This is a genomic window from Cyanobium sp. NIVA-CYA 375 (assembly GCF_056108345.1).
This window is the reverse complement of the sequence record NZ_JBSYHW010000007.1, coordinates 46,246-68,460: the sequence shown is the minus strand read 5'-3', so window position 1 is coordinate 68,460 and position 22,215 is coordinate 46,246. Positions and strand designations below refer to the sequence as shown.

The 22,215-nt window shown below is 62.2% G+C and carries 16 protein-coding genes and 2 pseudogenes; 6 read left to right on the top strand and 12 right to left on the bottom strand.

From position 1 onward, the window contains the following. Window positions 1–78 precede the first annotated feature (78 nt). Both AC01FP_RS03670 and AC01FP_RS03665 read left to right on the top strand, forming a co-directional pair. Window positions 79–975, top strand: a pseudogene (locus AC01FP_RS03670) (type IV pilus twitching motility protein PilT); the annotation flags it as partial. Window positions 976–995: 20 nt separating this feature from the next. Next, window positions 996–2,255 carry a type II secretion system F family protein gene (locus AC01FP_RS03665; protein ID WP_474478266.1) on the top strand — a complete coding sequence of 420 codons (1,260 nt, stop codon included), beginning with the start codon at window positions 996–998 and terminating at the stop codon, window positions 2,253–2,255. Window positions 2,256–2,269: 14 nt separating this feature from the next. Here AC01FP_RS03665 and AC01FP_RS03660 read toward each other — a convergent pair whose 3' ends face one another. After that, complete coding sequence (locus AC01FP_RS03660) at window positions 2,270–3,526, bottom strand: BaiN/RdsA family NAD(P)/FAD-dependent oxidoreductase (protein ID WP_474478265.1); 1,257 nt, start codon at window positions 3,524–3,526, stop codon at window positions 2,270–2,272. Here AC01FP_RS03660 and dusA point away from each other — a divergent pair. Further along, the gene (dusA, locus tag AC01FP_RS03655) at window positions 3,512–4,558 is read left to right on the top strand and encodes a tRNA dihydrouridine(20/20a) synthase DusA (RefSeq protein WP_474478264.1); all 1,047 of its coding nucleotides are present in this window, start codon (window positions 3,512–3,514) and stop codon (window positions 4,556–4,558) included. The genes AC01FP_RS03660 and dusA overlap by 15 nt on opposite strands. Here the strand turns inward: dusA and AC01FP_RS03650 are convergent. The 7 genes and pseudogenes from AC01FP_RS03650 to AC01FP_RS03620 all read right to left on the bottom strand — a co-directional run bounded on the left by AC01FP_RS03650 (window position 4,555) and on the right by AC01FP_RS03620 (window position 11,566). Then, window positions 4,555–5,055 carry an RNA recognition motif domain-containing protein gene (locus AC01FP_RS03650; RefSeq protein WP_474478263.1) on the bottom strand — a complete coding sequence of 167 codons (501 nt, stop codon included), beginning with the start codon at window positions 5,053–5,055 and terminating at the stop codon, window positions 4,555–4,557. The genes dusA and AC01FP_RS03650 overlap by 4 nt on opposite strands. A 90-nt stretch (window positions 5,056–5,145) precedes the next feature. Beyond that, window positions 5,146–6,540, bottom strand: coding sequence for an argininosuccinate lyase (argH, locus tag AC01FP_RS03645; RefSeq protein ID WP_474478262.1), 1,395 nt, complete (start codon window positions 6,538–6,540; stop codon window positions 5,146–5,148). 32 nt (window positions 6,541–6,572) lie between these two features. After that, window positions 6,573–7,969, bottom strand: a pseudogene (locus tag AC01FP_RS03640) (PP2C family protein-serine/threonine phosphatase). A 66-nt stretch (window positions 7,970–8,035) separates the two neighbouring features. Continuing rightward, a complete protein-coding gene (gene ftsY / locus AC01FP_RS03635) occupies window positions 8,036–9,457 on the bottom strand; it encodes a signal recognition particle-docking protein FtsY (RefSeq protein WP_474478261.1) in 1,422 nt (473 codons plus the stop codon). A 7-nt stretch (window positions 9,458–9,464) separates the two neighbouring features. After that, window positions 9,465–10,103 (bottom strand): transcription antitermination factor NusB, encoded by a 639-nt coding sequence (gene nusB, locus AC01FP_RS03630; protein WP_474478260.1) that lies wholly within the window; start codon window positions 10,101–10,103, stop codon window positions 9,465–9,467. Between the two features lie 15 nt (window positions 10,104–10,118). Then, entirely contained in the window at window positions 10,119–10,844 is a 726-nt protein-coding gene (locus tag AC01FP_RS03625) for a DUF502 domain-containing protein (RefSeq protein ID WP_474478259.1), read from the bottom strand. A gap of 71 nt (window positions 10,845–10,915) precedes the next feature. Beyond that, window positions 10,916–11,566 carry an HpsJ family protein gene (locus AC01FP_RS03620; RefSeq protein ID WP_474478258.1) on the bottom strand — a complete coding sequence of 217 codons (651 nt, stop codon included), beginning with the start codon at window positions 11,564–11,566 and terminating at the stop codon, window positions 10,916–10,918. A gap of 47 nt (window positions 11,567–11,613) precedes the next feature. On the opposite strand from AC01FP_RS03620, the gene queG reads away from it, so the two are divergent. The 3 genes from queG (at window position 11,614) to AC01FP_RS03605 (ending at window position 16,073) form a co-directional block, all read left to right on the top strand. After that, window positions 11,614–12,561: a tRNA epoxyqueuosine(34) reductase QueG gene (gene queG / locus AC01FP_RS03615; RefSeq protein WP_474478257.1), complete on the top strand. Its 948-nt coding sequence runs from the start codon at window positions 11,614–11,616 to the stop codon at window positions 12,559–12,561. Window positions 12,562–12,585: 24 nt separating this feature from the next. After that, entirely contained in the window at window positions 12,586–13,494 is a 909-nt protein-coding gene (locus AC01FP_RS03610; RefSeq protein ID WP_474478256.1) for a tetratricopeptide repeat protein, read from the top strand. 65 nt (window positions 13,495–13,559) lie between these two features. Next, complete coding sequence (locus AC01FP_RS03605; RefSeq protein ID WP_474478255.1) at window positions 13,560–16,073, top strand: DNA gyrase/topoisomerase IV subunit A; 2,514 nt, start codon at window positions 13,560–13,562, stop codon at window positions 16,071–16,073. A gap of 21 nt (window positions 16,074–16,094) precedes the next feature. Here the strand turns inward: AC01FP_RS03605 and purF are convergent, their stop codons facing one another. The 4 genes from purF to dnaN form a co-directional block, all read right to left on the bottom strand. Further along, the gene (gene purF, locus AC01FP_RS03600) at window positions 16,095–17,555 is read right to left on the bottom strand and encodes an amidophosphoribosyltransferase (protein ID WP_474478268.1); all 1,461 of its coding nucleotides are present in this window, start codon (window positions 17,553–17,555) and stop codon (window positions 16,095–16,097) included. A gap of 36 nt (window positions 17,556–17,591) precedes the next feature. Further along, on the bottom strand, window positions 17,592–19,946 hold the full coding sequence (gene purL / locus AC01FP_RS03595; RefSeq protein WP_474478254.1) for a phosphoribosylformylglycinamidine synthase subunit PurL: 2,355 nt from the start codon (window positions 19,944–19,946) through the stop codon (window positions 17,592–17,594). Window positions 19,947–20,018: 72 nt separating this feature from the next. Next, complete coding sequence (locus tag AC01FP_RS03590; RefSeq protein ID WP_474478253.1) at window positions 20,019–20,729, bottom strand: RNA methyltransferase; 711 nt, start codon at window positions 20,727–20,729, stop codon at window positions 20,019–20,021. A gap of 2 nt (window positions 20,730–20,731) precedes the next feature. Then, entirely contained in the window at window positions 20,732–21,877 is a 1,146-nt protein-coding gene (gene dnaN / locus AC01FP_RS03585) for a DNA polymerase III subunit beta (RefSeq protein ID WP_474478252.1), read from the bottom strand. Window positions 21,878–22,215: the final 338 nt, after the last annotated feature.

Genomic DNA, 22,215 nt, shown 5'->3' with positions numbered 1-22,215 from the left:
GTATCGACGCATTAGTCATGTCCTCAAGCCCCCGGATGTACTGATCAGAGGGGTGACAACTTTCCTGAAACTGGGGGACGCAAACAACTTGAACAAACATGGGAGCTCGATTGCGCCTACGGCCTTAAGGGTATCGCCAGATTCCGGGTAAATGTTTATCGACAGCGCGGCACCTATGCCGCATGCCTTAGGGCCCTCGGCAGCAGCATACCTACCCTGCAGGAGCTCGGGCTGCCTCCAATTGTGGAGAAAATGAGCCATATGCCTAAGGGTTTAATTTTAGTCACCGGACCAACCGGCTCAGGCAAAACAACAACCCTCGCCGCCATGCTGGAGCATATTAACCAGACACGAAGCGAACATATTCTTACGATCGAAGATCCGATCGAGTTCACCTATAAATCTTCCAAGAGCATAATTCATCAGCGGCAACTCAATGAAGACACACGAAGCTTTGCCAACGCTCTTAGAGCAGCGTTACGCGAAGATCCCGACGTAATCCTTGTAGGGGAGTTGCGCGACCTAGAAACCATCCAGCTAGCAATTACGGCAGCTGAAACTGGTCATTTAGTGTTAGGCACCTTACACACCAGCTCTGCAGCTCAGACGGTAGACCGCATGGTGGATGTCTTCCCTCCAAGCCAGCAGACCCAGATTCGCGTGCAGCTGAGCAGCAGTCTCTTGGCAGTTTTCGCCCAGACCCTATGCAAGCGCCGCAATCCAAGCCCAGGGCAATTTGGTCGGGTGATGGCTCAGGAAATCATGATCAACACGCCGGCCACTGCCAATCTAATTCGGGAAGGGAAAACGGCCCAGCTCTACTCCCAGATCCAGACCGGTGGCCAGCTCTCCATGCAAACCCTGGAAAAAGCACTTAGCGATCTGGTACTAAGCAATCAAGTAAGCATGGACGAGGCCCTACTGAAAACATCCCGTCCAGAGGAGCTCAAACGAATTGTGACGCAAATCAGCTGAGCTTCAACGCCCCCTGAACCATGGCATATTTTGTCGCTACTTATATCAATCGCCAGGGCAATTCAGCGCTGGTCGACATTGAGGCAACCGATCTAATTCAGGCTAAACGCAGTCTGCGTCTGCGGGGAATCCGAGCCACAGAAATCAAAGTAAAAGCAAACGGAACGGCTACGAGCTCAAGTGCAGCTACACAACTGCAAAACAAGCTGAGGTTTTCCAAGTTAAACGAACTGCTGGAAGCCAAGCCGGGCATCAAAGAGAAAGCTGTATTTGCCAGCAAGATGTCAGCTCTCGTCAATGCCGGTGTACCCATTGTCCGCAGCATCGACCTGATGGCGTCCCAGCAAAAAATGCCGCTGTTCAAACGTGCTCTGCAGTCGGTAAGTCTAGAAGTAAACCAAGGAATTTCCTTGGGTGAAGCGCTGCGCAGCTGGCCCAAGGTATTTGACAAGCTGAGTATCGCCATGGTGGAAGCCGGAGAAGCCGGCGGCGTACTCGATGAATCGCTTAGGAGGCTTGCCAAGCTACTAGAAGACAACGCCAAGTTACAAAATCAAATTAAGGGCGCCCTGGGCTATCCGGTGGCCGTGCTTGTGATCGCTGTTACTGTTTTTCTAGGAATGACAATTTTTCTTATTCCAACCTTTGCTGAAATCTTTGACAGCATGGGTGCCGAGCTCCCATGGTTCACCCAAATGATGGTTGATCTCAGCAGGCTGCTGAGATCAAGTTTTTCACTATTTATACTGCTGGGGTTAATTATTTTCACCTATCTATTTAATAGATTTTATGCCACCCCGACCGGCCGTCGCCGAGTGGATGCCCTAATCCTCAAACTTCCCCTGTTTGGCGAATTGATTCAAAAAACGGCGACAGCTCAGTTTTGCCGAACGTTCAGCTCACTGACAAGAGCCGGTGTGCCAATATTAATGTCTCTGGACATTGTGCGAGAGATCACCAACAATTCCATCATTTCAGATGCAATCAGCAACAGCCGCGAAGATGTTCTTCAAGGAATCCCATTAAGTGTGGCCTTGGGTAAGATGAAAGTCTTTCCTGATATGTCAATCAGCATGCTATCAATCGGCGAAGAAACTGGCGAAATGGACGCCATGTTGTCCAAAGTTGCCGATTTCTATGAAGATGAGGTTGAGGCAATCGTTAAAGCACTCACCTCCATGCTTGAGCCTGCCATGATCGTCTTAGTTGGTGGAATTGTAGGCTCAATTCTTCTGGCTATGTACATACCTATGTTTGCCGTTTTTGAAAATATCAAATAATATTTTCTGGGCTTTCAAGCCGCCAGTGCCTGGCCGGCCAGCCAGCCGCTACTCCAGCAGTGCTGGAAATTAAAACCACCGGTCACCCCATCTACATCCAATAGTTCACCCACCAGATAAAGCCCAGGCTGCTGGCGGCTCTCCATAGTCGCGAGGTTAACCTCCCCGAGGGGAATGCCCCCTGCAGTCACAAATTCTTCGCCAAAGGGACCCCGCCCAGTAATGGCCAGCCGGGTATCACGCAAAGCCGATACCAGTAGCTGCTGGTGCCGCTTAGCAAGGTCAGCCCAGCGCTGCTGAGGGTCTAGGCCATGGCGCTGCAACAGGGCCAGCCACAGGCGCCGGCTGAGGGCGGGCCAGGGGCGCCAGTTGGCTAGTTGCCGCTTGGCCTGGTCTCGCTTGGCCTCGGCAAACAAGACCTCGAGCTCCTGCTGGGACAGACCGCCACTCCAATCAAGGCGCAGCTCGCCCCGATAGCCGCTGGCCTTGAGGGCCCGGGCAGCAAAAGCCGTGAGCCGCAGGGTGGCCGGACCGGACAGACCCCAATGGGTGATCAGCACAGGGCCCCGCTGGCGAAAAGGCTGGTCAGCCCGAGCGGCCTGGGGCTCCTGGGGCAGGTGCAAAGCCAGCTCCACCGGATCCATCACCACTCCGGCCAGCTCCAGCAGGGGATCGCCAGCCAAAGCCAACGTAAATAGGGACGGCACAGGCGCCACCAGCCCATGGCCTAGACCCGCCGCCAGCTGGCGACCGCTGGGATGGCTGCCGGTGGCAAGCACCAACCGATCAGCGTTGATCGCCCCGCCACCCCGCACCAGCAGGTCAAAACCACCGCCAGCAGCTGCCACGGCCCGCTGCAGGCTCACCCCCGTATGCAGCTGCACCCCAGCCTGGAGGGCCGCTCGGCGCAGGGTGGCTGCCACCGATTCGGAACGGTTTGAACGGGGAAACAGGCGGCCGTCCGGCTCCTCCACCAGCTCGAGGCCATGGTCAGCAAACCAGGCGACGGCATCGCCGGGAGCAAAGCGCGAAAAGGGACCCCGCAGGGCCTGGCCGCCCCGGGGATAGTGCCCCACCAACGCCCGAGGATCCCAGCAGGCATGGGTGACATTGCAGCGCCCACCGCCACTGATCAACACCTTGTGCAACGGCTCGGTGGTGGCTTCCAGCAGGGCGATATCGCCAAGGCCGGCCTCAGCAGCACAGATGGCGGCCATAAAGCCGGCGGCACCGCCACCGGCCACGACAACGGCAGCATGAATTGGCAGCATGGGGAGATGGGCCAGATCGATCCAGCCAGTTATCGCTTCAGTGTGGCCCCGATGATGGACTACACCGATCGGCACTTCCGGGTGCTGATGCGCCAGATCAGCAGGCGCAGCCTGCTTTACACCGAAATGGTGGTGGCCCAGGCCCTGCACCACGCCAGGCAAGCACCCGATGCCAGCGCACCCGGGGGGCGGCTGGAGCGGCTATTGGGCTTCGATCCGATCGAAAAACCCCTAGCCCTGCAAGTGGGCGGCGACGATCCCGCCTTGCTGGCTGAGGCCGCCGCCCTGGCGGCTGAATGGGGCTACGACGAAATCAACCTGAATGTGGGCTGCCCCAGCGAAAAGGTGCAAAAAGGCCGCTTTGGAGCCTGTTTAATGGCCGATCCCCACCAGGTGGCGCGCTGCGTTGACGCCATGGCCGCCGCCTGCCCCCTGCCGGTAACGGTGAAACACCGCATCGGTATTGATGAGCGCGACTCCTACGCCGAGTTGCTGGCCTTCGTGGATGCGGTGGCGGCAGCGGGCGCCCAGCGCTTTGCAGTACACGCACGCAAAGCCTGGCTGGAGGGTCTCGATCCCAAACAGAACCGCACGATCCCACCCTTGCGCTACGACGTAGTGCACGCCCTCAAGCGCGATCGGCCCAAAATAATCATCGAGCTAAACGGCGGTCTGGAAAGCCTGGACGCCTGCGTGCAGCAGCTCGAACTAGTGGACGGGGCCATGGTGGGTAGGGCCGCCTATGCCCATCCCCTCCAATGGAGGCAGGTGGACCAGCAGATCTACGCCGACCACAGCCAGCCGCTGGCCACAGCCTCAAGCGTGGTGGGGGGTTTGGTTGCCTACGCCGAGCAATGGCGCGGTCGGGGCGGGCGGCTGTGGCCTATCGCCCGCCACCTAGTGCATGTGGTGGAGGGGGTAAGCGGCGCCAAACGTTGGCGCCAGCAACTCACCAAAAAAGCAGGGGCAAGGGACGCGGATGCTGGCGTGCTGGCAGCCGCGGCCCTGGCCCTGGCGGAGCGGGGCTACTAGCCCTCGGCGCCACCGTAGAAGTCGCCACCACCACTATCGCCACCGCCACTGCGGCGGCGGCGGGTGCGTCCAGCGTCGAAGCTGTCGCCACCGGCGGGATTGCCAGCGCCGTAACTGCGATCTTCCCAGCCGCGGGCACCGGATCCCCGCTCAGCACCACCGCCGCCGCCGCCATAGCCGCCGCCACCACCCCCGTAACCACTACCACCACCGCCGCCATAACCGCCCCGGCGCTGACCGCCGCCGCCACCGCCGGTGCGGGGCTCGGCTTTGTTGATGCGCAGGGGACGACCCATCAGCTCAGCACCCTGCAATGCCTCAACGGCCTTTGCCTCTGCTGCTTCATCGCCCATCTCAACAAAGGCGAAACCACGCTTGCGCCCGGTATCCCGTTCGAGGGGTAGGGAACAGCTAGACACCTCACCGAAGGGTGCAAACAATTCCGCCACGTCTTCCTGCTCAGCGCGGAAGGGAAGGTTGCCGACAAAAATACTCACGAACTAAAGATCGGCCACGGGACCGATGCATGTGGGCCAGTGGGCCACTAACCAATCCACCCTAAGACGACTTGCGAGAGCTGGCCGCCCTCAGGAAGCAACTCGCAGCCGAATTCGCTGCAACTGCTGCTGAACTTGGTCAAAGCCCGTGCCGCCCTCGCTGCGCCTGGCCGCCACCACCTGCTGTGGGGTGATGGCCTCATAAATATCGGTTTCGAAAGCAGGATGAAGCTGCTGCCAGCGCCCTAGGGGCAGGTCACGCAGCAGGATTCCTTCACCCAAGCAGCCCTTCACCAGGCCAGCCACTAACTGGTAAGCCTCGCGGAAGGGCACCCCCTTTGCGACCAGATAATCAGCTACATCGGTGGCATTGGAGAAATCCGCTGCCACCGCCGCCTCCAGGCGCTGGGGCCGGAACTCGAGCCCCTCTTCAAACAGGATCGCCATCGCCTCAAGGCAATCGAGGCAGGTACGCACCCCATCAAACAGGGCTTCCTTGTCTTCCTGAAAGTCTTTGTTGTAAGCGAGGGGCAAGCCCTTGATCATGGTTAGCAAGCCCACGAGGTGGCCAAACACCCGGCCGCTCTTGCCCCGCACCAGCTCCGGCACATCCGGGTTCTTTTTCTGGGGCATCAGGCTGCTTCCGGTGGCGCAGCGATCGGTAAGGCCGACAAAACCAAACTCCTCGCTAGCCCAGAGAATCACCTCCTCGCTGAGCCGGCTGAGATGCACCAGCACCAGGCTGGCGGCAGCCATGAACTCCACCGCAAAGTCCCGATCGCTGACCGCATCAAGACTGTTGGCGTAAATGGTGTCAAAACCAAGCTCGGCGGCGGTCTGACGCCGATCGATCGGCACCGGCGTGCCCGCCAGGGCCGCTGCCCCCAAGGGACAGATATTCACCCGCCCGCGCACGTCGGCTAAGCGAGAGCGGTCCCGCTCAGCCATCTCGATGTAAGCCAGCAGGTGGTGGGCCAGGCAAACCGGCTGGGCCCGCTGCAAGTGGGTATAGCCGGGGATCAGCACGGTGCTGTGGCGCTCGGCCTGAGCCAGCAGGGCCCGCTCAAAGCGCAGCAGGGCGCCATCGATGGCGTCGATTTGGCCGCGTAACCAGAGGCGCAGGTCGGTGCCCACCTGATCGTTGCGACTGCGGCCGGTGTGCAGTTTCTTGCCTAGGGGCCCAAGCAACTCAATCAGGCGCCGCTCGACGGCAAAGTGCACATCTTCAGACTCCAGGCCAGGCTGAAACTCGCCGCGGGCCGACTCGGCCCTCACATTCTCCAAACCCTCGATCAACTGGGCCGCCTCGACCTCGCTGATTACGCCGCAACTGCCCAGCATGCGGGCGTGGGCAATGGAGCCGTCCAGATCCTGCTGCAGCAGGGCGATGTCGAAGCCGATCGAGGCATTGAAGCGCTCGATTGCCGGATGCAGACCCTGTTCGAAGCGCTGGCTCCAGGTAGACGCGGTGGAATCAACAGCCATTCGGGGCTCGGCGTGCGGCGCTAGGCAGTTAATCAGCTTGGCAGGGAGGGCAGCATCAGCTCCTCCTTCACCTTGAGCACCACCATCGAAGCGTCATCGTCGAGCTGCCGGTCAGCCCCTACGAAGCGATCCAGCCGGGCAAACAGCTGGTCGAGAATCCCCTGAGCGCCGATGCCAGAGCGGCAGGCCGCTTGCAGGTGGCGCACCAAACGCTCCTCGTCGAAACGCTCACCGCTGAAGCCGGAGGCCTCTGTAACCCCATCGGTGTAATAAAGCAGCACATCACCTTGATCCAACACGATCTGCTCAAGGCCGTAATCGGCTGCGCTCTGCAGACCAATCAGCAGGCCCGGGGCATCGAGACGCTCCACCTCGCTGCGTTGGCGTCGCCAGATCAAAGGCGGATTGTGGGCCGCATTGGCGTAGCGCAGCAGGCGGGTGCGGGGATCGTAATCGGAATAAAAGAGGGTCACAAACCGGTGCGACTGGGCCAGGTCTTCCTGGGCCAATTGGTTGAGGTCGTGGAGAATTCGCTCGGGAGAATGGCCGCTCAGCACCTCGGCCCGCAACATGCCGCGCAACAGGGTCATCAGCAGGCTTGCTGGCACGCCCTTACCCATCACATCGCCCATCACCAGCGCCCAGCGGGCCTGCTCACGGCGCCGGCCCAGCAGCTGGGGGCGGGTGGGGATGAAGTCGTAGTAGTCACCGCCCACCTGGAAGGCGGGGCGGCAACGGGCTGCCAGCTCAACACCGTCGATCACCGGACAGCGGTCCGGCAGCAGCTGGGCCTGAATTTCAGCACCGATGCTGAGCTGGCGATCGAGCCGCTCATGGCGCCGCATGGTCTGGAGCAGGGCCTCGTTTTCCAGAGCCACGGCACTGAGGTCAGCCACCAGCTGCAGGTGGCTGCGATGCACCTCGCTCCAGGCAAAGCCCTTACTATTGCTAAAAATATAAAGTCGGCCACGCTGGAGGGGAGGTTGCGGGACACCATCGATGTGGCCACCACCTGGGCCCCACCCAGTAGCCGGCCTACGCGCTGATCCAGCAGAGCCGCCACTGCCGCATCACCACTAAGGGCTGCCAACTCCCCATCCGCCAACCCCGCCAGCTGACGCACGAGCTCGGCACAGGGCTCCTGCGGCGTGGCCTGGAGATGCTCGCGCCAGAGGCGGCCATCCTCATGGAAAACCACCAGCAGAGCCCCCTCTGCTTCCACCAGCCGGGCCGCCACCAGAGGCACCAGCTCCAGAAAGCGGCCCAGATTGGTGAAACTGCGCAGGGCAAATGCCAGGGAAGCCAGCAGCTCCTGGTTGCGGCGTTGCTCCCGACTAAGGCTGTCGAGCAACTGCCGCAACGAAGCTGCAGCCGACAACAGGGCCGGACCCTGGGGAAGCGCCGGGTGGGGGGGCGGCTTGTTGCTCACCGATTGGGCACTGTGCGGCCGCGGCGGTTTCGCAAGATAGCGGCACCTGCCTAGGCAAGCCGGGCCTCAGCGGGCCAACAATGCCTCAACAAACTCAAAGCTGTTAAAAGGCCGCAGGTCGCGGATGCCTTCACCTGCGCCAATGAAGCGGATAGGCAGCCCGGCCTCAGAGGCCACCGCCAGGGCCACACCACCGCGGGCGCTGCCATCAAGCTTGGTGAGCACCACGCCAGTAAGTCCAGCGGCCTTGGCAAAAGCCATCGCCTGACGCAGGCCGTTCTGGCCCTGGCTGGCATCCAGCACCAACAGCGACTCCACCACCGCCTCAGGCGCCAGCTTGTCGACGATGCGGCGCACCTTGCTGAGCTCCTCCATCAAGTTGTGCTTGGTATGCAGCCGGCCAGCCGTATCCACCAGCACCAGCTCGGTGCCCTTGGCCTGGGCAGCACCGATGGCGTCATAGACGACGGCCGCTGGATCGGCATTAGCGCTGGGATTGGAGATCACCGGCACCTTGCTGCGCTCGCCCCATACCTGGACCTGCTGCACTGCCGCGGCCCGAAAGGTGTCAGCAGCAGCGATCAGGCAGCTGTAACCACTACGCACCGCCAAGTTGGCCAACTTGCCGAGGGTGGTCGTCTTGCCAACGCCGTTAACACCCACCATTAGCCACACATTGAGCTGCTCCCGGTGGGGGGCTAAAAAAGGCTGGCCACTGGCCTCGATCGGTTGGTCGAGGATGGCGCGCAGCTGCTCCTTAAGGAAGCGCAGGCCCTCGGCGGGATCCACCACCTCCTGGTTGAGCCGCTGGCGCAGGGCGCCCAAGGCCTGGTCAGTGGCCTCCACCCCAACATCGGCCCTAAGCAGGGTGGTTTCCAGCTCATCAACCACCTCCGGTGTAAGCGGGTCATCTCCCAGGTTGTCGAGTAGCTGGGTAACAAAGCCCTGACGGGTTTTCTCGAGGCCCTGGCGCAAACGACTGAGCCAGTCGATCTCCTCAAGCGAGACCTGATCAACCCGCTTGCCCTGGGCCGCGAGTACCTCAGCCGACCAGGTGAAGGTGGTGTCGAAAGCGCCCAAGCTGGGCTCAGCTGGTTCTGGCGCTGCAGGGACCGCAGGGGCATCTGGGGGCGTGATCGCCTGTTGGCGTTCGGCCCGCTGGGCCGCTGCCTGCTCCAGCAGGGACAGGGGCGCGGCCACTGGAGTGGCGGGCTGCTGGGTATTGATCTGTACAGGCTGTACAGAATCCGGGAGAGGGGGCTCAGGGGCAGATTCAGCCTCAAGCTGCCGACGCTTTTGCTCCTCCTGCTGGGCCTTGAGGCGGGCATAGGCCTGGCGGGCCCATTCCAGCGCCTCAGCGTTGGGATCGGACGAACTTTCAACCGGCTGTTCTGAAGCCTGGCCTGAAACCTGTTCAGAAGCTGACGGCGGGGTTGCTGATGGGTCGGCTGGGGAGGGGCCGGAGCGATTAAACCAGTCGTAGACCATGGCTTGCTTAGGCCTCCGCCACGGAACGAGCAGCCGTGAAGCGCCGCAGCACCCCGTTGATCATGCGGCGGCCCTGCTCGTCGCTGTATCGATTAGCCAGCTCAACAGCCTCATTGCAGGCCACGGCAGGGGGGGTGCGGAAGCTTTCAAGGTCTACAGCGGCCAGTCGCAGGATGTCCCGATCAATGCGCGGCAGACGGGTAAGACGCCAGCCCTCCATCACACGATCGAGCCGCCCATCGATCGCCTGACGGTCGCGCAGCACGGCCTCGACTCGGGCAATGGCACCGAGGCGCACCTCGTCTTGGTCAGCCAGCATCAGTAACCGGGGCAACTCCAAACTGGCGGAAAGGCGGTTGAGGGCCTGTTCAGCCGCAGCAAGACCGGCATTGAGGTGCTGACGCACCCGGGGCAACTGCTGCTCACCCTGCTCCTGCAACTCGCTATCAAGCAGTTGCTGCTGGGCGGTCTGCAGGTCTTCAGCAGAACGATCCAGGGATTCGCGCACGTCTTGGCTGATGGTGGCGAGTACCTGCTGCAACAGGCCCTCCATGCCAGCTGGAAGAGCAGGTGCCGCCGCGCCGCGGTCGCTGGTCTGGCCGAGCATCAGCAGGGCCAGTTCACGGGAGATGGTGCGGCTCTGCATCAAGTGGGGTTTAGCTCAGGAGAGTTGGGGGGTGCGCAGCTGAGCCAGCAAGCTGGAGAAGCTGCGATTGGGGGTAGCGCGCTCGTCGGGATTGACGATGCCAGCAGAAATTATGGTTCGGAAAGCATCCTCTACCGAGATTTCCAAATCCTTGACGGAACCCTCGGGCACCACTGTGTACCAGCCAGTGGTGGGATTAGGCGCCGTAGGAATGAAAACACTCAGCATTGGCTCGGTGAAGCCTGCCTGCAGAGCCGAGCCGATCGCCCCGGTCACAAAACCCAGGGCGTAAAGGCCTTCGCGGGGGTACTCCACCAGCACTACCCGTCGAAACTTGCTGGAATTCCCCTGTAGGAAAGTTTCGAGCAACTGCTTGAGAGTTTTATAGACAGACCCAGCCAGAGGGATGCGCAGCAGGGTGCCCTCGCCAAACTCAAGCAGCCAGCGGCCAACAATATTCCGTGCCATCAGGCCGATCAGCAGAATGCCCAGCAAGGGCACCAGCAGACCGACACCAAGGTTGATCAGCTCCTGAAACACCGGATTAAGGGTGTTGAAGGGGTTGAACTGCTTAGGGATGGAGGTGAGAAACGCCAACACGAAGCGGCTCACCGTGGTGCCAAGCCAGATAGTGGTCGCCAGCGGTATCACCACGAGTAAACCGGCGATCAAATCGTTCTTAAGATCGGACTGGAGCCGATCCCCTAGGGGCTGATCCGATCTGGGGCTGGATTGAACCAAGTGACAATCCGGAGATCCGGCAAGCAGCAATGTCCTTGCAACTTAGCCAGCCAGCCGCTCCGTTAGGCCAATCACAACAGAGCCACTAGGGCCAGCAGCACGAAGCCAATAGCCAGCACCACTGCGGTGCCGGTGCCGCCGTAGCGACGCTGGTTGACCGTGAGATCCCTGGTGCGCTGTTGCTGCTGCAATTGCTCTTCAGCCTGCTGCAACTGGCGCTGCATGAAGCCCTTAGCAGCCGCCTGCTGCTGATCCGGCGTTGCGTTAGCAGGGATCTGACCGGCCTGAGCTGCCTGGGCGATCAATTGATCGATGACCTGGGGGTTATCCATCTGGGCGCGGGCCATAGCCAGCTGACCCTTACGGGCTTCCAGCTGCTGGTCGGCCTGTTCAGTGAGGCTGCGGTCGCCACTGATCGACATCGGCACCGCCACGATCAAGGCAATGGCAAGCAGGATGCTCACTACAGCTACGAGCCCGCGCAGCGGGGTGCGACCGGCGGCGGGGTGGTCGAGGCGACTGCCATAGAGCATCAGCAGTAAACCAACCAGGGCCATCGGCGACTGGGTCACCAGCCGATCCATCAATAGCTGGCGGTATCCCTCCTCCGCCCAATTCCAGGATCCCAACAGCACCAGCAGCTGCAAGACCAGCAACACGACCAAGGTGAGGCCGAGCCAGCGCAGCAGGTGGCCCAGGCGGCCGAAGGAAGCAGTGCTCACAGAAGGGGCTCGCGGCAGATTTAAACAACGGCTCAACTTTACGGGCGATGACCCTGCACGCCCACCACGACCTGGCAACACGTTTAAAACAACAGGCCCAAAAGCTTGGCTTTGACCCAGTGGGCCTCGCCGCCGTACCAGCCGGGGAGCGCCTAAAGCTGCGCACGGCGGCCCTGGAGCGCTGGTTGGCCGCCGGCTATCAAGCCGACATGGCCTGGATGGCCGACCCGCGCCGACGCGCTATTGAACAGCTGCTACCAGGGGTGCGCAGCCTGCTGGCAGTAGGCCTCAACTACTACGTGGAGGCCGATCGGGCACCTGGGGCGCTCAAGGTGGCGCGCTACGGCTGGGGGCGGGACTACCACCGGGTGATCGATGGCCGCCTGCGCCAGCTAGGTCGCTGGTTGGAGCAGCAGGTGCCTGGGGTGGGTTGGCGGGCCTGCGTCGACAGCGCCCCGCTGCTGGATAAGGCCTGGGCCGAGCAGGCGGGCCTGGGCTGGATCGGCAAAAACGGCAACCTGATCAATCGCGATCGTGGCTCCTGGCTACTGCTAGGCCACCTACTCACCACTTTAGATCTGCCTGCCGATGCTGCCGCCACACCCCTTTGCGGCAGCTGCAGCCGCTGCCTACCGGCCTGCCCCACCGGCGCCATCAGCGAGCCCTTCGTGGTGGACAGCCGCCGCTGCCTGGCCTTCCACACCATCGAAAACCGCGATTTGCAACTGCCAGAAGCAATCGCCAGCAAGTTGCAGGGCTGGGTCGCCGGCTGCGACATCTGCCAGGACGTGTGTCCCTGGAATCAACAGCCGCTGCGAAGCAGTGAAGATGCGGATCTGCAGCCGCGGCCCTGGCTGCTGAACCTGCAAGCCGAAGAAGCTCTCCAGTGGAGCGACACCGACTGGGATACACGGCTGCGTGCCTCCGCCCTGCGCCGCCTCAAACCCTGGATGTGGCGGCGCAATCTGCGAGCCAGCCGGAACAGCGATGCCTAGGCTGATTAAATCCGTCTCCTAGTGATGGCACCGCGCTGGTCGCGCCCTGTTCTAAGAAATGCCCTGCTAACCGCTGCCCTCGGGCTGTTGGTGATAACAGGGCTACCCGCCCGGGCATTGGTGCCCTACGTGTACGTGCCCCAACGGCAGGAACTCGAAGCTGCCGGTTTGGGCATCGCCCAGGCGGCGGCGCGACTGCTGCGGCTTGGCCAAGCCAGGGATGCCGCCCGGCTGGCCGCCCTAACTGTGCAGCTGTTGCCCGAAGACCCCCGAGGCTGGGTGTTATTGGCCGAAGCCCAGTTACGCAGCAACCAACTGGAGCAGGCCGGGATATCTCTGGCCAAAGCCAAGCAATTGGATCCACGCAATCCCGGCATCTGGTTTGCCGAGGGCTCCCTGGCCCTGCGGGCCGGCAAGCCCAATGAGGCCATCGGCCTGTTGGAGCAGGGCCTGAAACTAGACAAGCGCAACGCCGGCGCCTATTTCGACTTGGGCAACGCCCGCATCCTGATTGGCCAGAGCAACCAAGCCCTGGCGGCCTTTGAACGGGCTTCTTCCCTACGCAATAGCTTCTGGGAAGCCATCAACAACCAAGGGCTGGTGTTGTTCGAGCAGGGCAATACAAAGGAGGCCATCCGCCGCTGGCGCGAGGTGTTGAAGATCAAGCCAGATGCGGCTGAACCAACCCTGGCCCTGGCCGCCAGCCTGTTTGCCAACGGCCCGGATAATCGCAGCGAAGCTATCGAGTTGGTTGGCAAGGCCCTCGACACCGAACCCAACTACGTTCTCGACGTCTACCAGAAAGACCAGCTCTGGGGACCGAAGCTGCGCAGCACCACCGCAGAACTCTTCAAGCTGACCGAACTCAAACCAGTGGTGGATCGGGCCCTTGCCAATGCCAGCCCAGAGGGCGAAACCAGCGACGAGGAGTGAGTGGAGGGGCCTGGACAGCATCTGTAGGCTGAGCCGCAACTTGCTCTCCCAGACCCCAACACAGGATGGCCGAGGAGCAATCAGGAGAATCAATCGGACCGGGCAACGACGCCCGCATCGAGCCAATCGCTCTGCACCTAGAGATGCAGCGCTCCTACCTCGAATACGCCATGAGCGTGATCGTGGGAAGGGCCCTGCCGGATGCGCGCGACGGCCTCAAGCCAGTGCAGCGACGCATTCTATTTGCTATGCACGAGCTGGGGCTCACCCCAGATCGGCCCTATCGGAAATGCGCCCGGGTAGTCGGCGACGTGCTCGGCAAGTACCACCCCCATGGTGATCAGGCTGTCTACGACGCCCTAGTACGCCAGGTTCAGACCTTCGCCAGCCGCCATCCATTGCTGGATGGTCACGGCAACTTCGGCTCCGTCGACGACGACCCGCCGGCGGCGATGCGCTACACCGAAACCCGCCTGGCTCCGATCGCCAACGAAGCACTGCTCGATGAAATCGGCGCCGACACCGTTGATTTTGCAGCCAACTTCGATGGCTCCCAGCAGGAGCCGACGGTGCTGCCAGCCCAGCTGCCCTTCCTGCTGCTAAATGGCTGCACCGGTATCGCCGTGGGCATGGCGACCAACATCCCGCCCCACAACCTGGGCGAGGTGGTGGATGCCCTGATCGCCTTGGTGCGTAAACCGGAGCTGAGCGATGAAAAGCTGCTGGAGCTAGTGCCCGGCCCCGACTTTCCCACCGGCGGCGAAGTGCTTGTGGGGCAAGGGGTCCGCGATACCTACCTCGTGGGCCGCGGCAGCATCCCGATGCGGGGCGTCGCCCACATCGAGGAGGTACAGCCCGGAAAGGGACGCCATCGCCGCGGCGCCGTAGTGATCACCGAGCTGCCTTACCAGCTCAGCAAAGCCGGCTGGATCGAGAAACTGGCTGAGCAGGTAAACGACGGCAAGATCGGCGGCATCGCCGATATCCGCGATGAAAGCGACCGTGATGGCATGCGGGTGGTAATTGAACTCCGCCGCGACGCCAACGCCGAAACCGTTCTGGTCGACCTGCAGCGCCGCACCGCCCTGCAAAGCAACTTCGGCGCCATCATGCTGGCCCTGGTGAACGGCCAGCCGGTGCAGCTGAACCTGCGTCGCCTGCTGCAGGAATTCCTGGACTACCGGGAACTCACCATGATCCGCCGCACCCGCCACGCCCTCAAGCGTTGCGAAGACCGCCTGGAGGTGGTTGAAGGCCTGCTCAAGGCACTGCATGCCCTGCAACAGGTGATCGCCCTTATCACCGCGGCGCCCGATGCCGCCAGTGCCCGGGCGGCCCTGCAGGTACAACTCGACCTAAGCGAGCGCCAGGCAGACGCAGTGTTGTCGATGCCACTGCGGCGCCTCACGGGCCTTGAACAGGAAAGCCTGCGCAAGGAAGCTGCGGAACTGGCAGAAGAGCGGGAGCGCTTGCGCCACCTGCTCGATGATCGCACCGTGCTGCTCGACACCCTGGTAGCCGAACTTAAGGCCCTGCGCAAGCGCTTTGCTACGCCCCGGCGCACCCGCCTAGTGGAGGGCGGAGATGCGCTGGTTGCCCAGCGAGCCGCCGCCATCCGCCCCAACGCCGAACTGCAGCGCCAGCAAGCTTTTAGCGCCCTGCCCCCCGAGAGCCGGCTACTGATCCAGGCCGATGGAGCTGTGAAGATCCTCAGCCCCCAAATGCTCGGACGGCTGCACCTGGATGAACCGATCGAACTGGGTGACCATCCATCACCCGCCAGGCTGATCCTGCCGATCGCTGAGCAACCCCTGCTGCTGGCCTTCACCGGCAGTGGCCGAGTGGCGCTGCTGCGCTGGGAATTTGCCAGCCAGCAACCCGGGAAGCTGGAGCGCTTCCTGCCTGAGAGCATCGAGGGTGAGCCAGTGGTACAGGTGCTGCCCCTGCCTAGCCAAGGCAGCCTGGGGCTGCTGAGCAGTGATGGGCGCTTCAAACGCCTACCCGTGCAGGAGCTTCAGGAATTGTCTGGTCGGGCTACAACCGTGCTCAAGCTCAAGGAGGGCGTGACCCTGCGACGAGTAGTGGCTGGCCAGGAGGGAGACACCCTCGTGGTGGCGAGCAGCACCGGTCGCGTGCTGCGGCTACGCCTGGATGAAACCCAGCTGCCCCTGATGGGTCGCGCTGCCCAGGGACCGCTATTGATGCGCCTTCTGCCCGGGGAGTTGGTGGTAGGTGCCGCCTGCCTGCCAGCAATTGAGGCCGAAACCGACGAAACGATCACCGGCTCTGTAGTTCTGGCAACGGCCAGTGGTCAGCTGAAACGGCTGCTTACATCGAGCCTGCGGCCCTGTCAGCGAGGCGACATGGGTCAGATCGGTATGCGGCTGCAACAGCGGGGCGATTACCTCATCGACCTGCAGAGCGCCGGCAGCGCCGTGCTTGGAATCCTTACTGACAAAGGCTGGAGCTGCCGCATCGGCTCGGATGAGCTAGCCGGCGAAAACACCAGCGGCACGGGCATCAGCCTGCCGCTTCCCCAGGGCCAGCAGCTGCAGGAACTGGTACCGCTGATCAACTAGCTGCCAAGAGATTGGCAGCCTTTAGAGCTCCTGCAACACCTTTGCAGCGATGCCAGCTGGCTCAAGCATCAGCTTGCTGGAGCGCAGCTGCTCTGCCATCTCAATCGGATAGGCGCCGTCAAAGCAAGCTGTGCAGAAGTGGGTGGAATTGGCATGGGCCGCATCCACCATGCCCTGCTTGCTCAAGTAAGCGAGTGAGTCAACGCAAAGGTGAGCGGCGATCTCTTCGAGAGTGAGGCGAGCTGCGATCAACTGGTCCTGGGTATCTGTGTCGATGCCGTAGAAGCAGGGATGGGTGACCGGCGGCGAACTGATCCGCATATGTACCTCGGTAGCACCGGCATCCCGCAGGGCTTGCACCAACTTGCGACTGGTGGTTCCCCGCACGATTGAGTCGTCGATCACCACAACGCGCTTACCGGCCAGCACATCCGGCAGAGGGTTGAGCTTCACCCTGATGCCTGCCTCCCGCATCGCCTGGGTGGGCTGGATGAAGGTGCGACCCACATAGCGGTTCTTAATTAGACCATCTGCGAAAGGGATGCCGCTGAGCTGGGAATAGCCAATAGCCGCCGGAATACCGGAATCGGGGACACCGATGACGATGTCGGCCTCAACCGGTGTTTCGCGGGCCAGGGCCTCGCCAATCCGCACCCTGTAGCTGTAAAGGGATTCGCCGAAAAAACGGCTGTCTGGCCGGGCGAAATAGATCATCTCGAAGATGCACAACTTGGTGGGCTGCTCACACCAACGGCTACGGCTTGGTTCAGCTTGACCTGCACGGAAGTGAATGATCTCGCCGGGATCCACATCGCCATCAAAGACGGCACCGATGATGTCAAGCCCGCATGATTCGCTGCTCACTACCCACTGGGCTTGCTCGTTGTCGCCGATGTGACCAAACACCAGGGGCCTGATGCCATAGCCATCCCGCAAGGCAAAAAGCCCATCAGGCGTACCGATCACCAGGCTGAAGGCACCGCGACAGCACTCGGCCGCAGCCCGAATCGCCCCATCCCAATCCAGGCCCCGGTTCACTGCCTGCTGAATCGCAAAAGCGATCAGCTCTGAATCGGTGGTAGAGGTGAGCTCCTTAGCAATGGCGGCCAGATCGTGACGCAGCTCAGCTGCATTGACCAGATTGCCGTTGTGGGCAAGGGCGAAAGGACCAATGCGGGTGTTGAGCACCACCGGCTGGGCATTGCAAACCTTGCTACTGCCAGTAGTGGAATAGCGGTTGTGGCCGATGGCCAGATCGCCGGTGAGGCGCTCCAGCACGGCCTGATCAAACACCTGGCTCACCAGGCCCATGTCCTTGTGCAGCCGCACCTTGCGATCGGCATCAAAAACGGCAATACCAGCCGATTCCTGGCCTCGGTGCTGCAGAGCATATAGACCGAAGTAGGTGAGGTTTGCCACCGGTTGCCCCGGCGCCAGCACGGCATAGACGCCGCAGGCTTCCTCGGGCTTGTCCGGACGCATCACCAGCACAGGCCCATCAACAGTCACGGTGAAATTTCATTCTGCACGAGCGCCCTCGCCCATTCGCCGCGGGATGGCCTGCTCGTAGCAGGCCGCCAGTGTCGCCAGGCTCTGCTCAAGCAAAGGCTGGCCTGCTTGGCGAATTACCAGGCTGGCAGAGGCCTTAACCACACCAAGCCGCTCAGCTGGCACCGCCGCCGCCGCCAGAGCCTGCTGCCAGGCGGCATCCTGGTCGACTGGCACGCTCACCAGGATGCGGGCACCACCTTCAGCAAATAGCAGCCGATCAAGCCGGGCAGTACCAGCCGGCAACTCCAGCTCAGCTCCCAGAGGTGTTACTGCAATGGTGGCAATGCAGCACTCGGCTGCAGCCACCGCCAGGCCGCCATCGCTGAGATCGTGGGCAGATGCCACCAGGCCGGCGGCAATCGCCTGGCGCAAGAAAGCCTGAACCGAACGCTCCAGCACCAGATCAATCTCAGGCGGGCGCCCTGTGACGGCTCCATGCAGCCGCTCCAGATAGCTGCTGCCGGCCAGGCTCAAGCGGGGATCGGCTGGAGCCTCGACCGTTTCCAGCGGCACCCCCAGAAGCCAGATGGCATCGCCCGCCTGGCGCCAGGCCTGGCCTCGCACCTTGGCCAGATCATGCACCAAGCCCACCATGCCAACCACCGGGGTGGGATGGATCGGCTGCATGGAGCCATCGGGCAGGCTGGTCTCGTTGTAGAGCGAAACGTTGCCGCCAGTCACGGGGGTGTCCAGGGCGCTGCAAGCGGCCGAGAGGCCGCGGCAGGCCATGGCCAGCTGCCAGTAGCCGGTAGGGGTTTCCGGCGAGGGGAAATTAAGGTTGTCCGTCACGGCCAGGGGCTCGGCCCCCACGCAGCTGAGATTGCGGGCCGCCTCAACCACCGCCGCCATGGCGCCGCGCTCGGGGTCGAGGGCCACCCAGCGGTTAGAGCAGTCCACCACAGCTGCCACGCCACGGCTCGATGCCGCCATGGCGCCCTCGCCCTGCTGGGGCCGCAGCCGCACCACAGCCGCATCAGCGCCGCCGGGGGGCACCACCGTGTTGGCCTGCACCTGGTGGTCGTACTGGCGGTACACCCAGCGCTTGGAAGCGATGGTGGGATCGTCGAGGAGCGCCAGCAGGGCCTCATTCCAGCTCAAGGGCAGATCGGTGGGCAGATCGGCCTCGCTCCAGCGCCAGTGGGCCTGGATCTCGGCCGGGGGTTCGCTGATTAGGTCGTGATGGTTGATCGGCGTATCGTCGGCCAGGGCGCTGGCGGGCACCTCGGCCGCTATTTCGCCGTTCTGCAGAACCCGCACAATGTTCTCTTCCAGCACCCGTCCCACCACGGCCGCCTGCAGGCCCCAGCGGCTGAAACGAGCCATCAGCGCCTCTTCCCGGCCAGGCTTGACCACAAACAGCATGCGCTCCTGGGATTCGCTGAGCAAAAACTCATAGGCGGTCATGCCGGCCTCGCGGGCGGGCACCTTGTCGAGATCTAGCTCGATGCCCAGGCCGCCTTTAGCAGCCATCTCAGAGCAGCTGCAGGTGAGGCCGGCGGCTCCCATGTCCTGGGCAGCCACCACATCACCGCTCTGGAAAGCCTCCAAACAGGCCTCGATCAGGCCCTTCTCCAAGAAGGGGTCGCCCACCTGCACGGCGGGGCGATCATCCAGGGAGGCCTCAGTGAGCTCGGCGGAGGCAAAGCTGGCGCCACCCATGCCATCGCGGCCGGTGGTGCTGCCCACGTAGACCACCGGATAGCCCACCCCCTCGGCGCCGGAGCAGACGATCTCCTCGGTTTCCATCAGCCCGAGGGCCATGGCGTTCACCAGGGGGTTACCGGAGTAGCTGGGATCAAACGCCACCTCGCCGCCCACGGTGGGCACGCCGACGCAGTTGCCGTAGTGGGCAATGCCGGCCACCACGCCCTCCATTAGGCCCACGTTGCGCTCATCCTCCAAGGGCCCAAAACGCAGGGCATTGAGCAAGGCGATGGGGCGGGCGCCCATGGTGAAGATGTCGCGCAGGATGCCGCCCACGCCCGTGGCCGCCCCCTGGAACGGCTCCACCGCCGAGGGGTGGTTGTGGCTCTCAATCTTGAAGGCCAGCCGCTGGCCCTCGCCCAAATCCACCACGCCGGCATTTTCGCCAGGCCCCACCAGAATGCGTGGACCAGTGGTGGGAAAGCCCTGCAGCAGCGGCCGCGAGTTGCGGTAGCAACAGTGCTCCGACCACATCACCCCAAACATGCCCAGTTCGGCCCGGTTGGGAGCGCGGCCGAGGCGACGGCAGATCTCGTCGTAATCGGCCTGGCTGAGGTTCTCCTTCTTGAGGGCATCGGGAACCGAATAGGCCGGTGCTTCAAAAGAGGCGGCAACCACGTGCAGCTGGGCAAGATCCCTGCAGTCTCGCCGAGCGGGCCTCACAGCAACCGGAACTGGTCTAGGCGGGGTTCAAATCCAGGGATCTTCCCCTTCAGCAGGAGGACCAGAACGGCGGCGGCGAGGGGGGTCATCGGTTTCGTAGGGCTGATCTAACTTCTCCGGCTCCTGCCAGGGCGGCTCCTCAAGCCAGCCCTCCAGCCTCTCCTCAAATCGATTGCCCGCCTCCTGCACCTGATCGCGCCACCGCCTTGAACGACGCAAAAACTCTTGCCGCACACTTGCCCGGGCCAGAGGCAAGTCGTCGATGCTCTCAAGGGCAGTTAGCACCTGGCCTGGCTGCTGATCCAGCAGGCGATCCAAGCTCAATCGCCAACGGCTGCTGCCCGGCAAGCGCGGATCACTGCGACTCACCAGATAGTGACGGATGCGGCCGCTACGCAACTCGATGGCGGCATCAGCCAGGGTGCCAATTGGTTGCTGGCGGCGATCCAGAACGGCAGCATCGATCAGGGTTGGCAGCTTCTCCAGCACAGCGAGCTCCGTTTCTGCTGGTTCGCCCTGCACAAGGGATTCCAGCTCGGAAATGCCCCTCAACTGGTTGAGACGCCACACCACCCGGCGATTAGCAAAAGCCGATGGCTTTGAAACCCAACCCAGCACCCGATGCACAGGGGGATGCATCCACACCTGCACGCCCGCACCGTGATCGAGCCCCTGATCGCAGCGGACACGGCGGCGCAGCAGCTCACTCAGCAGCACCTGCTCAGGAAGGGGCCCCACCGTCAGCTGCGGATCTGAATGGGCATCACCAGGTAGGTGAATTGATCCCCTTCCGCAGGAGTCAAGATCGCCGGCGTAGTAGGGGCGTTGCACTGCAACAGCACCCGATCAGATGCCATAGCTTTGAGTCCATCTAACAAATAGCGCACGTTGAAGGCGATCTGGATTGCTTCTCCCTCAATCGTGGCCGCGAGTCCTTCAGAACCACTGCCCACGTCCTGGGCATCGGCCTGAATCAATATTTGACCGGTGGCGGGTTCGGCGCTGAGCTTGACGACATTGTTGTGCTGATCAGCAAGCACTGCCACACGCTCAAGGGCCGACACCAAAGCTCGGCGATCAAGGTTGATCGTGCGAGTGAAACTCTCTGGAATTAGCTGGCGATAGTTGGGGTAGATGCCATCAATGCTGCGGCTGGTGAGCACCTGATCAGCCCAAAGGAACACCACCTGGCCGCGATCACAGAACAGGCTCAAGGGCTCTTCAGATTGACGTCCTGACAGAAGACGCTCCAGCTCCCGCAGGGAGCGAGCGGGCACGGTGACGGCAAAAGGCTCCTCGGCTTCGCTTTGTCCAGAGGCGTTTGCATGGGCAAGACGGAGCACGGCCAGACGATGGCCATCGGTTGCCGCACATTCCAGCCCGGCCAGATCAAGGCCCAGGTGCACACCAGTGAGCAGTTGCTTGGCTTCATCGCCACTGCTGGCAAAAAGGGTGGCGCGCAGACCCTTAACCAGGGCTACTGCTTCCAGTCGGATCGGCGTACCGCTCTGCACTAGGGGCAGGTCGGGAAAATCATCGGCAGGCATACCCCGCATCTGGTAGCTGCCCGAAAGGCTGGTGAGCTCCACCTGCTCGGAACCCTCAGCGCAATTCAGGGTGATCGGGCTATCACTCGAGAGGCGCGAAACAATTTCACCAAACAACCGGGCCGGCAGGGTGATAGCGCCGCTGGTCTCAACGCTGGCGCTGAGGCTGGTCTGGATGCCCAGGCTGAGGTCAAAGCCGGTGAGGCTGAGTCGGCCCGTGCCCGCATCAGCGGTAAGCAGCACATTTGCAAGCACCGGATGGGTGGGGCGACTGGCCACGGCCCGGCTCACCAACTGCAGGCTGGAGCTGAGTTCGGACTGGGAGCAGACCAGCTTCATGGCGTTTGTGCTGGGCAGCCTGACGGCTTGATCAAGGGCGACCCCACGCTTCCACAGGGCGGCTGATTTCGCAACGCCGGTGATCCGTCTTGCTGTGCGCTTCTAAGGGTTTGATTGATCAAGCTCAAGAAAGAAATTAAAACCGTTTTAGTAGGGGCTGAGGAAACCGGGGAAAACCGAAAACCTCTTTGCTGCAGCTGGTTTTGATCTGGATCAGCCCTGGGGAGTGGCCTGGGCCAGCTGGGGTAAAAATTAGCTTTTCCGCTGTTTCCAGGGGCTGGGGAAAACTTTGAGGCCGAGGAGCTTGGCTAAGGCGAGATCTTCTCCGCGATTTTTAG